11 protein-coding genes and 1 pseudogene are annotated in these 14,932 nt (G+C 45.5%); 4 read left to right on the forward strand and 8 right to left on the reverse strand.

What is annotated here, in order from left to right; all coding sequences use genetic code 11:
• Positions 1 to 146: 146 nt before the first annotated feature.
• Complete coding sequence (locus MARGE09_RS03950; RefSeq protein ID WP_236986058.1) at positions 147 to 1,481, reverse strand: PQQ-dependent sugar dehydrogenase; 1,335 nt, start codon at positions 1,479 to 1,481, stop codon at positions 147 to 149.
• A 94-nt stretch (positions 1,482 to 1,575) separates the two neighbouring features.
• Positions 1,576 to 3,030: a decarboxylating NADP(+)-dependent phosphogluconate dehydrogenase gene (gene gnd, locus MARGE09_RS03955; protein WP_236986059.1), complete on the reverse strand. Its 1,455-nt coding sequence runs from the start codon at positions 3,028 to 3,030 to the stop codon at positions 1,576 to 1,578.
• 500 nt (positions 3,031 to 3,530) lie between these two features.
• Between gnd and MARGE09_RS03960 the strand changes: the two genes are divergently transcribed.
• On the forward strand, positions 3,531 to 3,887 hold the full coding sequence (locus MARGE09_RS03960) for a YibL family ribosome-associated protein (RefSeq protein WP_236986060.1): 357 nt from the start codon (positions 3,531 to 3,533) through the stop codon (positions 3,885 to 3,887).
• 30 nt (positions 3,888 to 3,917) lie between these two features.
• Here the strand turns inward: MARGE09_RS03960 and MARGE09_RS03965 are convergent, their stop codons facing one another.
• The 3 genes from MARGE09_RS03965 to MARGE09_RS03975 all read right to left on the reverse strand — a co-directional run bounded on the left by MARGE09_RS03965 (position 3,918) and on the right by MARGE09_RS03975 (position 6,561).
• Positions 3,918 to 5,342: a DUF6174 domain-containing protein gene (locus MARGE09_RS03965; protein WP_236986061.1), complete on the reverse strand. Its 1,425-nt coding sequence runs from the start codon at positions 5,340 to 5,342 to the stop codon at positions 3,918 to 3,920.
• 102 nt (positions 5,343 to 5,444) lie between these two features.
• A complete protein-coding gene (locus tag MARGE09_RS03970; RefSeq protein ID WP_236986062.1) occupies positions 5,445 to 5,768 on the reverse strand; it encodes a hypothetical protein in 324 nt (107 codons plus the stop codon).
• A 334-nt stretch (positions 5,769 to 6,102) separates the two neighbouring features.
• Positions 6,103 to 6,561 carry a DUF6174 domain-containing protein gene (locus MARGE09_RS03975; protein ID WP_236986063.1) on the reverse strand — a complete coding sequence of 153 codons (459 nt, stop codon included), beginning with the start codon at positions 6,559 to 6,561 and terminating at the stop codon, positions 6,103 to 6,105.
• 311 nt (positions 6,562 to 6,872) lie between these two features.
• On the opposite strand from MARGE09_RS03975, the gene MARGE09_RS03980 reads away from it, so the two are divergent.
• The 3 genes from MARGE09_RS03980 to MARGE09_RS03990 all read left to right on the forward strand — a co-directional run bounded on the left by MARGE09_RS03980 (position 6,873) and on the right by MARGE09_RS03990 (position 10,686).
• On the forward strand, positions 6,873 to 9,308 hold the full coding sequence (locus MARGE09_RS03980; protein ID WP_236986064.1) for a glycoside hydrolase family 94 protein: 2,436 nt from the start codon (positions 6,873 to 6,875) through the stop codon (positions 9,306 to 9,308).
• A gap of 262 nt (positions 9,309 to 9,570) precedes the next feature.
• A complete protein-coding gene (locus MARGE09_RS03985; RefSeq protein ID WP_236986065.1) occupies positions 9,571 to 10,071 on the forward strand; it encodes a hypothetical protein in 501 nt (166 codons plus the stop codon).
• 156 nt (positions 10,072 to 10,227) lie between these two features.
• Positions 10,228 to 10,686 (forward strand): hypothetical protein, encoded by a 459-nt coding sequence (locus MARGE09_RS03990; RefSeq protein ID WP_236986066.1) that lies wholly within the window; start codon positions 10,228 to 10,230, stop codon positions 10,684 to 10,686.
• A gap of 154 nt (positions 10,687 to 10,840) precedes the next feature.
• Here MARGE09_RS03990 and MARGE09_RS03995 read toward each other — a convergent pair whose 3' ends face one another.
• The 3 genes and pseudogenes from MARGE09_RS03995 to MARGE09_RS04005 form a co-directional block, all read right to left on the reverse strand.
• Positions 10,841 to 11,092, reverse strand: coding sequence for a Txe/YoeB family addiction module toxin (locus MARGE09_RS03995; RefSeq protein WP_236986067.1), 252 nt, complete (start codon positions 11,090 to 11,092; stop codon positions 10,841 to 10,843).
• A gap of 31 nt (positions 11,093 to 11,123) precedes the next feature.
• Positions 11,124 to 11,345: pseudogene (locus tag MARGE09_RS04000) on the reverse strand (type II toxin-antitoxin system Phd/YefM family antitoxin); the annotation flags it as partial.
• Between the two features lie 224 nt (positions 11,346 to 11,569).
• Positions 11,570 to 14,599: an HD domain-containing protein gene (locus tag MARGE09_RS04005; RefSeq protein WP_420828082.1), complete on the reverse strand. Its 3,030-nt coding sequence runs from the start codon at positions 14,597 to 14,599 to the stop codon at positions 11,570 to 11,572.
• Between the last annotated feature and the right edge of the window lie 333 nt (positions 14,600 to 14,932).

The following is a 14,932-nucleotide window of genomic DNA, read 5'->3' on the forward strand; positions in this document are numbered from 1 at the left end:
GGTTAATGTAAGCATCTTAAGGCCGGCCTCAGTGCGGGAAGTAGCTTAGGGTGTTTGTTCTCGGCTGTTAAATGGGTTGCGCGTAAATATCAAAAAGGGCAGCTAAACGCTGCCCTTTGCGGGCGGTTCTTGCGGGTAAATTGATGTCAGCGAGAGAGGCGCCTTAAACGACCATCGTCTGTAATCCAAATAATACTTCCGTCGTGAGCTTCTGCAATATCGCGCACGCGGCCCTCTCCTGCGATTAAGCGCTCCTCGCCGATAACGCGATCATCTTCTAATCGCAAGCGGATGATTGAAGAGGCTCTCATGGAGCCAAGCAAAATATCGTGCTTCCAATCTTTGAACATTTTTCCAGAGTAAAAAATTAAATCAGAAGGCGCAATGCTCGGGTCCCAATAATAGTTGGGCTGTTCTAGGCCTGATAATTGTGTTAACGCAGGCTGGCTTCCCCCTATTCCGTAGGTAATTGTTGGCCATCCGTAGTTGCTTCCTGGTTCAATTTTGTTGAGTTCGTCGCCACCTTGAGGGCCGTGTTCGCTAGACCACAGTTCTTCGGTATTGGGACGAACTGCTAAGCCTTGAGGGTTTCTGTGGCCGTAGGACCAAATTGCTGGAAAGTAATCGTCCATGCCTATAAACGGGTTGTCGTGAGGGATTTCCCCGTTGGGGCGAATGCGAATAATTGATCCTGCGTAATTCATCGTGTTTTGAGCATTGGCTGTGCTGCTGTGCTCTCCAATTGCGGCAAATAAATTGCCGTCATGAAAAACGACCCTTGAGCCAAAGTGAACTACGCTGGAAATTTCTGCGGCGGTTTCAAATATTAGGCTAAAATCGGTGGCTGAGCCCGAGCTCAGGTTTAACGTCAGCTTGCCTATGGCCAGCCTTGCAGATTTATCATAGCGGCTTTGATTAATGTCTTCTTTTGCCGTGTACGTGAAGTAGAGTGTTTTGTCTGAAGCGAAATTAGGTGAGGCAACGATATCTTTTAGGCCGATTCGGGATAGGGGGACATAAGCGAGATCTGTGATTGAAGGGCCTGTTTCGATGGTCGATTCCACTTGAAACGATGTCGAAATTAAATGGATTTTTCCTGACCTTTCAGCGACGAGTACTCTCCCGTCAGGGAGGGTTGCGATGCTCCATGGGTTGTCTAGATCAGTGATTAAATCTTCAGCTTTTAATTGTTGATAGCCATTGACCATCTCGTTAGCTTTTGTTTGCCATGGGTATGCGGGTGTCTGGTTGTCGCCATAAGGTTCGCTGCTTGTGACCACTGGGGTATCTAAAAACGTAGTTTCCCTGTGCTTTGGTGGTGGCAGCGAGACTGACGGAGCTTTGCCATCATTGATCAAAGGCCCTTGCACTTGGGTGGCAGCGTCTTGCTGTTTTATGTCTTCTAAAGAATTTCCTTCACTACCGCAGGCGGTGATAGAAATTCCAATCGAAACCAGTAGGCTTAATTGTAATTTAGTCATAATTCTTACTGTATATCGAGAACTCTAAAACCAAAAAAAGGCAGCCGAGGCTGCCTTTATAACGATTTAATTTAAGTCACTGTTGATCTTTAACTTACACGTCGTAAGTTGAAGATGAAGTGTTGCCGCCACGGCCAGTCCAGTTGGTGTGGAAGAACTCACCACGTGGCTTGTCGGTGCGCTCATAAGTGTGGGCGCCGAAGTAATCGCGTTGTGCTTGTAACAAGTTCGCAGGCAAGCGCGCAGTGCGGTAGCCGTCGAAGTAGTTAAGTGCAGCCATCAAACAAGGTGTTGGTACGCCGTTAGCAATAGTGGCTACGGCAACGTTACGCCAGCCTGTTTGCGCTTTAGTTACGATGTCTTTGAAGTAGTCATCCAACAGCAAGTTGTTAAGCTCTGGGTTTTTATCGAAAGCGTTTTTGATATCGCCCAAGAAGGCAGAGCGGATGATACAGCCACCGCGCCACATCATAGCGATGCCGCCGTAGTTTAAGTTCCAGCCAAATTCTTTAGCCGCTTCACGCATTAAGGTGTAGCCCTGTGCGTAAGAAACGATTTTAGAAGCCAATACGGCTTGGCGAAGATCTTCGATGAACGCAACTTTGTCGCCGGTGAAAGACTTAGCTGGGCCTTCAATCACTTTAGCGGCTTCAACGCGCTCGTCTTTTAATGCAGAAATACAGCGCGCAAATACAGATTCAGCGATAAGAGTAAGCGGTACACCCAAATCAAGAGCGATAACGCCAGTCCACTTACCAGTACCTTTTTGGCCTGCAGTGTCTAAGATCTTCTCAACAAGAGGCTCACCGTCTTCATCTTTGTACGCCATAATGTCGCGCGTGATTTCGACTAAGTAAGAATCTAACTCGGTGTTGTTCCACGCAGCAAATACTTCGTGAATTTCGTCGGCGCTCATGCCAACGACTTCTTTCATCACTTGGTAAGCTTCACACAACAATTGCATGTCGCCGTATTCAATACCGTTGTGAACCATTTTAACGAAGTGGCCAGCGCCATTTTCGCCAACGTAGTCACAGCAAGGCGAACCGTCTTCAACTTTGGCAGAAATGCCTTGGAAGATAGGCTTAACAAAGCTCCATGCTTCTGGTGAACCGCCAGGCATGATGGATGGGCCTGTTAATGCGCCTTCTTCACCGCCAGAAACACCAGCGCCTACAAAGTGAATGCCTTTCTCAGACAGGTACTTTTCACGACGGATAGTGTCGGGGTAGTGGGTATTGCCGCCATCAATAATGATGTCGCCTTCTTCTAAGTGCGGAATCAATGATTCGATAGTCGCGTCTACAGGAGCGCCGGCTTTCACCATAATCATGATTTTGCGTGGTTTTTCTAACGACTGAACCAACTCTTCTACAGAGTAAGCACCGCGAATGCTTTTACCGGCTGCGCGACCTTCGACGAAATTTTTAACTTTCTCGGTAGAGCGGTTGAACGCGGTTACAGTGAAGCCCTTGCTGGCCATGTTCAAAATGAGGTTTTCGCCCATAACGGCGAGGCCGATGAGGCCGATATCAGATAATTCTTTCATAATGGTCCGAAGGTGCCTTGAAAAAAAGGTGGATTATTGTGGTGCAAGTTAGTGCATCAGCTGTTCGGCATTTGAGATGAACTGTGCCGAACCTCGTCGAATCGTCGGTGTACCCACGTACGGCTCGAACGGGCGAGGAACATACCACTTTTTGTGACCTGAGGGAATTGCCAGCGCCAGCTGAAAACTGGTTTTTCCCCGTTTTTTTCGCGAAATATCGAGGAAAAGAGGGGAATGCATCTGAAAACAAGTATTTTGGCTTGTGTTTTTGTTATTGGCACTTGGGTGTTTTATTTTGGTGCCAATAGATTGCTGTTTTGTGCTTTTTTGGTGCCCTAATAGGTTTCTGTGTTTTTTGTGTGTACATTTATAGCTTGCGGGTGTTTTTGTTTGGTGCGTTATATAGGCTTGGTTCAAGGGCGATATTACTTTTTGAAGAAGCTAGCGCGGCGTATTTGGTGTGTGAGTGTTAAGCTGACGCCTTTTTGGTGGTCAACAATATGAATGTACAACAAGCCCTTCAAGACCTTAATAACCGCCTTGATAAATGCCGCCGCAAACTGGCTGCCGCCGAATTGCGTGAAGACGAAGTTATCGCTCGGCAATTTAAGCGCGAAATCCAACAAATTGAAAAAGAGCTAGCCTCCACAAAAGAGCTTAAACAGCGGCAGGTGGTGAGCAAAGCTGCCAGCATTAAAGCTTTTCCGTTCAACCGAGCGCTAACCAAAGCTGAGCAAGCGGATATGGGTAAGCTAAAAAAGGCTGCCAAAGGGCTTGTTGTGGTACACCCCATGACGGCGCTTGGGCGCGAAATGGGGGTAGCGGTAGTTACAGGTTTTGCACCTAAAGCTTTTTAATTACCCAGCAACAAGTTGGGTAGCTTGGCTTTAATATAGATGCTCATTTATGTTTGTGGACGAGCTCGATGATGTATCTCTAGTGAGACAGTACTCATCGGGTTTTGGGTCATAGCCTGCGGGGCAGTGTATGTCGTAGTGGAAGTCTGGGTTGCAGACAGGGTCATACTCATATGGTGAGTGGCCGTTGCATTCATTTTGGCCCACTGAAGAGCTAGAGGATGAGTTGTTCAATTCAATGATTTTAAAGTCGCTAATTTGCAGTGGAATACCAGCATCTACCGGAAGACCTTCGCGATCAATCATGATGTCGATAGGGAAGTGAAGAGATTGATCAAAGATCACTTCGACAGTTGAGAGCCCAAGATCTAACTGCTGTTGCAGGTACTTGAATAATGAGTGAATGGTTAGGTAGGGGGATTCTAGCTCCTGCAGGGTAAGCTCGCGCTGATATTGCAGGGAGTAGGCACGGGCTATTTTTCCGCCTTCTAAAGTGACTTCAACAGGCCCATTCATGCTACAGAAACAGCCAATATGTACTGTCATGCTGTAACTCTGCATACCCAAAGACTCCCACCCCGTCAGATGGTCACTAAGTTGTTCATGGGTAATACTTAAGGGCGTAAAGTCACTAATGCTATAGCTTAGCTCGTCATCGAAAACTGCAGTTTCATAATCGATAAAAACGCTAGAGGGATAGTGAAAGACGGGGTCAAACTCGGCATGTACTCTATCGGCCGAACCGCTGTAGCTGAGCTTGTTAAAAATGTCGTTAATGGATTGCGCGCGGGGCTCTCCATAGGAAGTGTCTGCTGTTATCGTGCGAGAAACTTCAACCCCTTCTCTAACGGTAATATCATATGAGGCTGAGAAGAAAAAGTTTTCTTGGCTGATCAGGGTGTATTGATAATTCCCGCTCTCGACTCTTTGCCAATTTGACAGTTGTGTAGTGTAGGGGCTTGTGGGTGCAAAATTGTTTATGCTATAGGTTGTGGTGGTGTCTTCGGCGCCAGGTACGGTGTTTATGCTGACGTTTTCTGGGTAGCCCCATGTCGGGTTAAAGCTTGCTTGTACCTCATGGTCAGCGGCGAGGGCTGATGCGATTTGGTCAAAAAGTGTTTCGATGCTTGGAATAACTTCCTGATCAATAGGAGTTTCCTCATCGCTAAGCGGGGTTTCGCGAACAATGCCGCCACTTTCCCACTCGATATGAAAATCATCGCGCCCGAAACAAAAACATGATCGGTAATAGTCGTAACTTAGGGCTTTATGCTCGTGCTGACTCCAGAGGGCGCGCGCTTGCTCGAGTTCAGTAGCCAGAGTGATCATGGTTTCGCTGCTGACGTTTGATGAGGAGCTCTCGTATTCAGTGATGAAGAGTGTTTCTCCATCGCAACCCGAGAGTATGCTGGCTGTAGCTAGGAGTGCCAGAGCACTCATTCGACTTACCTTCATTAACGGCTCCTTATCTGTGACGAGGTAGGTGGTTGGCGAGGGTTATCCTAGCGCAGCCCTAGGAGCCAAATTGTAAAACTTTGTATTCTTGCTTAGGTGGTGTTAATTGTTGTTGGGGAAATCTTGCTCATTAATGACGTCGCACGCACTGTGGGTTTTGTCGTAAAAGTCGTTGTCGTAATAGTCGCACTGCTCTTGGCATTGCGTGGGGTACTTTTCCGCCTCATCGCATGGCGTTATGTACTGTAAACAAAACCAATTTTTATAGTTGCCTTCGGTCGGTTGCTCGTTGTAATCAAAGCAAATGACATCCCACTCGTAGTTCGGGTCGCTGGGATCGTTGGTTGTGGGTTTTCCAACACAGCTAGCTAGGGCTAGCGCAGAAACGAGGGCTGTTGATTTGCAGAGCTTAGCAATGTTGTGCATGGTCATTCCTTCGAAGTGTAAGCTGAAATTGTATCGGGGAATTGGAGTTTGGGCTAGGGTCTGGTTCTCATGGTCGGTTTTCTTGGGTTTTGCTTGCTGGAGCTTTTGATCTCGAGCAACTATTTATGCCTAATAGCCACGATGAAATTAATTTTTGTGGCGCCGTTATCAAAAGTTCAGTGCTGAGTCTCTCGCACTCGATTAAAGTGCGCCTTCTTTATGTTGGTCTCGGTTTGCGCTGGGGTTTCTTTTTGCTGCTAGCAAACCCGCTGGCGCCGAGTACTCCAACCTCTATATAAAAGCTACGGGGCGTTTTAGGTTGTTTGGGCTTATTCTAGAAAGTCTCAATTAAAGCGAAGTTTTTCACTTCAAAGCCGGCGGTGAAGCCGCTTGGCTGAATGTTGTCGGCAGGGCTGGCGCTAGTTGCTGTATCGGTGGGCGTGATCTCTAAGCGCTCCGGGAAGCCGTATTGATTGTCATAGGTTGTTTTTACGCCATATTGGCCTGCAATATCAAACAGCTGTTCTATTGTCGTGATCGCATTGGCGTTATCGGCAGAGTCAATATCAGGCCCGATGGCGGTCGTGCTAAAAACTTTCCCGTCGAAAACTATCGTGTGAAAGCCGCTGGGGGCGGGGCAGTTACAGAGTTCTAGAATATCGTATTCATAGCTCCCAGATGCGTAGGTGCTCCATACCACATTGTTCTCTTTTGCTTCTTCTTTACCGTCATCACCACAGGCCAGCAGTAGTAGGTAGGTGCTAAGGAGTACGGGGGTGAGTATGCGCTTCATTGTAAGCTTCCTGCTTTGAGTGAATTGACGAGCTATGTGCGGGATAAATCGAAGCTGAAATAATATCAAAATTAACAGCGCTGCCGCAGTAAAAGCTATGAAAAGGTGTCATTCGTCGCCTAATAGTCAAATTGCACTTAAGTTTTTTGATCTAAGCCCGTTTACCCCATTGCTGACCATATTCGCTTCCATTAAAGTACCGCCCTTATAACAGGATGCCGCTTTCTCGGTTGGCCTCCATTCATTACCTTGCCATTTGGCGGGTGGCCTTAGGGCTTTCTTTCTTCTTTATATAAGCTACGGAGCTATTTATGAAGTTTGGTCATTTTGATGACGCTGCTCGCGAGTATGTGATCACTAACCCTCGTACCCCTTATCCTTGGATCAACTACTTGGGTAACCATGATTTCTTTAGTTTGGTCTCTAACACCGCTGGTGGTTATACCTTTTATAAAGATGCCAAGTTCCGTCGTTTAACACGCTACCGTTACAACAATGTACCTGTCGATAACGGCGGTAAGTATTTTTACATCAACGATGGTGGCGATGTTTGGAACCCAGGCTGGAAGCCCACTAAAACTGAGCTAGAAAACTACAGCTGCCGCCACGGCATGAGCTACACCAAAATTGCTGGCGAGCGCAACGGTATCGCGGCGGAAGTGACTCAGTTTATCCCATTAGAATCTTGGGCCGAAGTGCAGCGCGTTAAGCTTAAAAATACCTCTGGCGAGAAAAAGAAATTCAAGTTCTTCTCGTTTATCGAGTGGTGTTTGTGGAATGCTGAAGATGATATGCAAAACCTTCAGCGCAACTTCTCTACCGGTGAAGTAGAAGTTAAAGATTCAACCATCTACCACAAAACCGAATTCAAAGAGCGCCGCAACCACTACGCGTTTTACAATGTAAATGCGCCAATCAGCGGTTTTGATACTGATCGCGATATTTGGAAAGGCACTTACAACGATTTCGACCGCCCAGACGCGGTATTCGAAGGCGAGCCACGCAACTCGGTTGCTCACGGTTGGTCCCCTTGTGCTTCGCATTGCATCGAAGTCGAGCTAGCGCCAGGCGAAGAAAAAAGCTACATCTTTACTTTGGGTTACATCGAAGTTAAGCCTGAAGATAAGTGGGAAAGTAAAAGCGTTATCAACAAGGCGCCTGCCGAAGCTTTGATGGCTCGCTTTGATAGCGACGAAAAAGTAGATGCTGAGCTTGCCAAGCTTGCTGATTACTGGACGGGTTTGTTAAGCACTATTAGTGTTGATTCTGGCGATGAGCGTATCGACCGTTCGGTTAACATCTGGAACCAGTACCAGTGCATGGTAACTTTTAATATGAGCCGCTCTGCTTCGTTCTTCGAAACAGGTATTGGCCGTGGTATGGGGTTCCGCGATTCTAACCAAGATTTGATCGGCTTTTTGCACCAAGTGCCAGAGCGCGCCCGTGAGCGCATTATCGATATCGCTTCTACTCAGTTTGAAGACGGTTCGGCTTACCACCAGTATCAGCCATTAACCAAGCGCGGTAATGCTAACTTGGGTGGCGACTTCAACGACGATCCATTGTGGTTAATCCTTTCGACTACCGATTACATCAAGGAAACCGGTGATTACGGCATTCTTGATGAAATGGTGCCTTACGATAACGACGAAAGCAAAGCCACCACACACTTCGAGCACTTGAAGCGCTCGTTTATGCACACCGTTAATAACTTAGGCCCACACGGCTTGCCATTAATTGGCCGCGCCGACTGGAACGATTGCTTAAACCTGAACTGTTTCAGTGAAGACCCTAACGAGTCTTTCCAAACGACCGGCAATAAAAAAGGCCGCACGGCTGAATCACTAATGATTGCTGGCCAGTTTGTTTTGTATGGCAACGAGTACATCAAGCTGTGTAAAGAAATTGGTAAAGAAGACGAAGCCGCTGCTGCACAAGTACACGTAGACAACATGATCGCAGCCGTTAAGAAAGATGGTTGGGATGGCGAGTGGTTCTTACGTGCTTACGATTACTACGGTAAAAAAGTGGGCAGTAACGAAAACGAAGAAGGTAAAATCTTTATCGAATCGCAAGGCTTCTGCGGCATGGCTGGTATTGGTCTTGAAGATGGCTTGGTTAAAAAGTCGATGGATTCTGTTAAAGAGCATTTGGATTGCGAATACGGCATTGTACTTAACCAGCCTGCATTTACTAAATACGTTGTAGAGTACGGTGAAATTTCTACTTACCCTGCAGGTTATAAAGAAAACGCCGGTATTTTCTGCCACAACAACCCATGGATTATGATCGCCGAAACATTAATTGGCGATGGTGACCGCGCGTTTGATTACTGGGCAAAAATTACTCCAGCATTCCTAGAAGAAATTTCTGACCTTCACAAAGTAGAACCCTACGTTTACGCACAAATGATCGCCGGTAAAGATGCCTTTAAACCCGGTGAAGCTAAAAATGCTTGGTTAACCGGTACCGCTGCTTGGAACTTTGTAGCCATTACCCAGTACATTTTAGGTGTTAAACCAGACTACAACGGTTTAAGTGTTAACCCTTGTATTCCTAAAGATTGGGATGGCTTTAACTTCACCCGTAAATTCCGCGGCGCAACTTACAACATCACCGTTAAAAATCCAGAGCACGTAAGCAAAGGCGTTAAGTCTTTGACTGTAAATGGTGCTGCGGTAGAAGGTTTTGTTGTTCCTACGCAAGAAGCCGGTTCTACTGTTGATGTACAGATTGTAATGGGTTAATTACCGAAAGGTTGTTAGCTTTTTAAAAACCCGCTTCGGCGGGTTTTTTTATGCTTGAAATTTGTGTATGGGCACCGAGGGTTGCCGCAGGGTAAAGCCAGCTGAAACACGTCGTCAATCCATCCGTGGAGACTCCGCAGCGCAATCCCTTGCGCTGAGGGTTTCTACTAGCTTTACCCTGCGGCTTGCTCGCCGGTTGGCGCAACAAAGTATGCTAGGATTTCGGGTTCGAGATCACCGGGGGGGGCGTGGGGAGCTGCTGATGGATGTAGTGTTGGAAATTTTTCTCGGGTTGGCATTCATTTTTGCTAGCCCACTAATTGTTTACTTACTAATTGTCGACAAGCCTTCAGTTGATAGAGAGTGGCTGCTTATTCGATACTCGTGGTGGCTTCGGCTGCCCATATTGGCAGCAGCGCTGCTTTTTGTTTCTTTGTTAGTTAACACCTTGGTCGGTGAAGACGCCCAAGCTCCATGGCAGGCACAGTTAGTGCTAACTTTATTTCTAGTTGTGTTTGTAGTGGGGGTGGTCGAGACTTTTGCGCATCAAATCTGGATTGATGGTGGAGGTATTCACCAGCAGACAGCCATGTTGAAGCGGCATTCAATTACTTGGGAGGAGATAGCGGCAATAAAGTGGTCAAAAAAGTCGTCAGCTTATGTGATTTTTCTTTCGAGCGGGCGGAAGCTTAAAGTATCAATTTTGATGAAAGGTTCAAGGGTGCTAGCGGCGTGTGTAAGTTCTTGTCTTCGAGATAAATGATAGCTTTTTACATATTAATGATTTGGGTATTTTGGGGTGGGGGAGGTCATTATTGGTCGATGCTTATGAGTTCGGTCATAGGCTTGGCCCTAAGTATAAAGTTGATGACGGAATATGGGGTGTATTATTAAACTATATAGCTAGGGATGATTATAAGTGCGTATAAGAATAGCTTCGATAATTACCAGCACATTATTTGCCTTTTCTTGTGCTACCACTGTCGGCCCTGCATCCGGCTGGAATGACATTGTTTATCCGGGGTTTGATAAAGAGGTAGTGCATTTAAGCGCTTCTAATGCCATTGATTGTGGTTATTTTGATCTTAGTTTTCAAAGCCAAAAGCTCCGTAATGATACGCTGGAAAAGCAATTTAATTGCGTTATCGCTGCGAAGTCAGAAGGTAACAGCTTTAAGGCTGGCTATACATGGGTGCCATCGGACTCAAAGCTCACCAAAGTTTTTATAAGCCACTCTTCTGGGGTTTACATAAAAACAGTTGACGTTTTATTGGACGGTTCTGGTGCCGAAATGAATAGCCAGCTTTGTGGTGAGGTACATTTCGATATTGGCCTGCTGGTTGTTGATGCTTCTGATTGTGATGTGCTTGCTAAGTAACTATATGCTCGCTCGCTAAGAGTCTTTTCAAACGAGGCTTTGTAACATGCGCATCTCGATTGGATGCCCTTGTGTGGTGCCACTTTTATGCCAGCGTGAAAATCGAGAAGCTCTCAGGTAGATCGTGGTGCTGTTTAGCGCTTGAGAGTTGGGGTTAGTAATGATAGCGGCAGGATATGATGGTTATCGCTTTGGCATCGGCGGCGTAAACCAAACGGTGTGTATCATCGATTCGGCGCGACCAAAAACCGGATAGGTTTTCTTTGAGGGGGTCAGGTTTGCCTATGGCCTCAAAGGGCGAGCGCTGGGTATCGGTGATAAGTTTGTTAATGCGCTTCAGTGTTTTTTTATCTTGCTGTTGCCAGTAAAGGTAGTTGTTCCAAGCATCGTCGGTCCGGCACAGCAATCGTTTGCCAGCTGTATCACTCGTCCAACAGTTACGGTGCTTGGGTTTGCCCTGCCTTATATTGCTCTATCGATTTTGCCAAATGTGCGTTATTGGCCAGGGAGCGAAGTAGGTGTACGGTTTCCATTAGGCTGTTGTAATAATTTAAAGACATCACAACCGCATCTTTCGCATCGTGGCGGGTAATTAAGGTGGTGTCAGCGTCTTCGATTACGCGATCTAAAACGCTTTTTAGGCAGTTGCGGGCATCAGTGAATGATACGTTCTCATGTCTACAGCATGTGGTGCAAGTTTAGGTGTGAGGGTGGCGGTTTGCAATTGCAATCAAAGGTTGGTTTCGGTTGAGTCTAGTTTTTGTGTTTAGTAGTGAGTAGCATCGAGCATCGCTATGCTGGGCACGCGTGAATATGTCCTTATAGCTCTGCACCGCCGTCCTAGCGGTGATGGCCCTGCATAGCAACACCCGATGCTCAGGGGTCAGCTTTGGTGCTTAGCTCGCAATTTACTCCAGTCATTTTTATGAGGTGACTCGAGCATGCGGTCGTCAATTACCTCTATGAGTTTTTGGTAGCAACTTGCTAATTCTGCGATAGAAAGGGTTTGGTTGTCTAAGAAATTTTTCATGACTTCGGCGAGCCTGTAACAGTCCTCTGTATCGATGCTTTCCGCCCCTGTGGTTTTTAGTCCTCGCCTAAAAATATAAGGCAATACAACCCATTTAACGGGTTCGTTTTTGTATAACTCCAAATCAACAATATTTAAAAGAGGTATTTGTCTGACTAAATCGTCTTTTTGATGGTTTATTCGGGAAAGGGTTAGGTTTTTAAAGTCATCGTCATCAGAGGAAACGGCGATGCAGGCAAATAAAGTTCTGCCCTTCGATATGTGGGTCAAATTGCTGACCAGGGTATCCGAAAGGTGGGATTCAAGCTCTTGAGTGTCTTGCTCTTTTTTGAAATACAATAATGTAGAACCTATTAGATCTTTATTGTTAAAGAAATATCTTCGCGCATAAAACCCAACCTTAAGTAACTTGTTCTGTATATAGTGGCCTATCTCACGGTCAGGAGTGTTTGGTGAAAATTTTAACTTAGTCTTGGGAAGTATTTCATCTAGATGCTTAAAATCTAGGCCGACCATGTCAGTAAGTACTAGGTCTTCGGTCTTTAGTAAATTTTCTATTTCTATTTTTTCACCGTTAGCTTCAATTTTATATTTAAGGTAGGCATCCCGTTTCTCAGGAAGAAGTTTATTTAAATCGAGGTTCTCACTTAAACTAAGGTGGTCCAAAGTTAAAGATGCTATTTGTGTTCTTGAATCTTGATGTTTTGAGCTTTTTTCTGCAAAAGTAAAAATCTGATCTGGATTTTCCTTTATGAAATTTACGATAACCTCGTCCAGTATTTCAAATTTTTCTTGTTTTAATTGATTTCGGCTGGGTGTCACCCATTCTCTCGCGCTTCCACAAAGGATGTTAATGTCAACGGAAAATAACATATTTTTTAATGCTAATTCCTGTACTGGTGCGCCTCTATACCTAATGAATACAAAAGGGCGGAGTAATCTGGGCGTAATTGTTATTTCGAAGAACTGTTCTGGCTTCGGCGAAAAAGGCGTTCCTGAAAAAGCCGTGGATCTAATCTCGTTATGGTCCAATAGCTGGAAGTGTAAGTTGCTGGCAATTTCATGGTTTCTACCAATTAGGTCAGCCGCTATTCTTAGGTGCTTATCAGTATCTGCATTATCTTTTAGCGGAGCTAAACCGGAGCGGGCTTTACTAAGAAAGTCATTTCTTGCTTCATCAAATTCGGTTTCAGTTCTGAATTTGGTTATTGTTCCAATCTTGCTTATGACTCCTGGGGTAACAGTGAATTTGACGGTAGTGCCACTATGTTTATCGTATGCTGCAGCTAGGTCTGTAACAATTACTTTGCCTCTTTTACTGCCTCTTGGATCAAAGGCCTCTATCTTAGTTCTTTTGTTTGTGTAGAAGCATTTGGTGATGATTTCAACATTGTCAGTGATGTTGAATATGCTTTGAAAGCCGACGCCAAAGTTGCCGGAAGGCCTCATCCAGCTTGGCATATCTTTAATGACTGATTTTTTTATTTTATTGTTCTTTGAAGTTGCGACATTTAATAGGTAGTGAATATCATCTCGGCTAATGCCTGTACCTTGATCCTGAACGGTAATTTCTAGTCCGTTGTTATTATTAACGGTAATTGTGATGGGGTATTTTTGTAGCTCTTCGGAGTTATAGCGTTGGTAGACGATAGGGAAATTGTCGCGCTTTCTATAAAACTCTTTATCTTCAAGCCCAATCCAAGCTCGGATTGCCGTAGCGTCAATTGCATTTTGTATAATCTCCCTCATGCAAAGGAGCGGGTCGCTGTAGAGCGATTCACCAAGCAGATAAAGGGCTTCATGCCCATCGATACTAAACTCCTGTTTTCTGCCGGCATTTAATATTATTTGATCGCCGCTTATCTTAACTGTTGCGCTACATCTAGAGGGGAGAGTAATACGTTTTTCGTCTGGGGAGATGCTAGACCAATTAAGCAGTTGTTGTTTGTGCTCTTCCTCTAGCCACGCAAACCATTGGTAGGTTTCGTAGTATGTATCCACATCTCCACATATTGCTCTAATTTTGATTTCTAGCGGGGAAATTGAAAAGTCTTGAATCGACGCATGTTTTTTCTCGTGTGTTTTACTTAGTTCGGGCCTGCCTTCCCCGTACATTAGCTGCAATGTTGGGCAGAAGCGGTTGTCGTCGATATCAAGTAGGTCGCCGAGCCTTAGCATGCAGGCAATGAATCGAGGGTGGCAGTCGTCATTACCTACGCCGTTAATTTTATGGGGTAGCCGAGCTTCAATTTCATAGAAGTCACTACCATGGAGTAGACAAATCTGACTAAGTGTTGCAAATAACCGGCTCGGTATTAGGGTGTTTCTAGGTGATTGTAAGCCAATAGAGTCGATTGGGTTTAATACAATGTCACTTGACCTTGATGCGTGTTTTGATCTGAAAAATTCAGCCATAAGCTCGCTGTACCGCTGTAGAAAATCCGCAATGGGAAGGTCGATTTTTAGCCAAGGCTTGGGGAGGGTGAAGTCGAGCTGATTGCAAAATTTATAAAGGTCATGCGCAGGATCAAGCTTTATGTTTTCGACTAGATCACTAAAGCCTGAAGACTGCTCTGCAGTGAGTTGATCAGCATGCGGTACCACCATGCCAATGTCGTGCCAGTAGGCTGATTCCAGTAACAGCCAGATATCTGTAGCGCTAAGCAGAGAAATACTTTCCTCGCCCAGTAGCCTTTCAATGTTGATAAGGATCTGTTTGCTATGCGACGCATCGTGCAAGCTAAAATGTGGGAATAGGCTGCTAACCGCGCCTAAAGATTTTTTAACGAGCTTCTCATCAAAAGCCCATTGGGCGCATAAAACATCGAGGTCTTCGTTGTTTTCCGTTAGCTCTTTAAGCCTAGTCTTAAGCATGTTTGCCATAGTGCACCAATTATTTATGGGTTATTTATTTGTAGTAGCTAGCGCTAAGCGCCATGAGATGGCCCCTCAGTTTACTTGTAAATGTAACCATTAAAAGTTTAAACGCAAGCGAGGTCTTTTAGCTTGCGGGAAATAATTGCCCATCTGCGTGAGTATCTTCCCAACCGTTATGCCTCATTTAATATTTTGTCTGGCGAAAACTCTGAGTAATAGCCTAGCTGGTTTTCATTAGCTCAGGGCCTTCTCTCGTTTCTATCACAATTCGAGCCGTGTAGTCTGCGTGGATAGAGTTAAGTACCTTGACATTGATAATGTTGAAGAATACGTCAGGCC

This window comes from Marinagarivorans cellulosilyticus, from assembly GCF_021655555.1.
In the GTDB taxonomy this organism is placed as follows: domain Bacteria; phylum Pseudomonadota; class Gammaproteobacteria; order Pseudomonadales; family Cellvibrionaceae; genus Marinagarivorans; species Marinagarivorans cellulosilyticus.

What these genes read in the sequence shown, in the direction of transcription:
- MARGE09_RS03950 (WP_236986058.1), bottom strand. Translation starts at nt 1,481, where the DNA reads ATGACTAAATTACAATTAAGCCTACTGGTTTCGATTGGAATTTCTATC.
- gnd (WP_236986059.1), bottom strand. Translation starts at nt 3,030, where the DNA reads ATGAAAGAATTATCTGATATCGGCCTCATCGGCCTCGCCGTTATGGGC.
- MARGE09_RS03960 (WP_236986060.1), top strand. Translation starts at nt 3,531, where the DNA reads ATGAATGTACAACAAGCCCTTCAAGACCTTAATAACCGCCTTGATAAA.
- MARGE09_RS03965 (WP_236986061.1), bottom strand. Translation starts at nt 5,342, where the DNA reads ATGAAGGTAAGTCGAATGAGTGCTCTGGCACTCCTAGCTACAGCCAGC.
- MARGE09_RS03970 (WP_236986062.1), bottom strand. Translation starts at nt 5,768, where the DNA reads ATGCACAACATTGCTAAGCTCTGCAAATCAACAGCCCTCGTTTCTGCG.
- MARGE09_RS03975 (WP_236986063.1), bottom strand. Translation starts at nt 6,561, where the DNA reads ATGAAGCGCATACTCACCCCCGTACTCCTTAGCACCTACCTACTACTG.
- MARGE09_RS03980 (WP_236986064.1), top strand. Translation starts at nt 6,873, where the DNA reads ATGAAGTTTGGTCATTTTGATGACGCTGCTCGCGAGTATGTGATCACT.
- MARGE09_RS03985 (WP_236986065.1), top strand. Translation starts at nt 9,571, where the DNA reads ATGGATGTAGTGTTGGAAATTTTTCTCGGGTTGGCATTCATTTTTGCT.
- MARGE09_RS04005 (WP_420828082.1), bottom strand. Translation starts at nt 14,599, where the DNA reads ATGGCAAACATGCTTAAGACTAGGCTTAAAGAGCTAACGGAAAACAAC.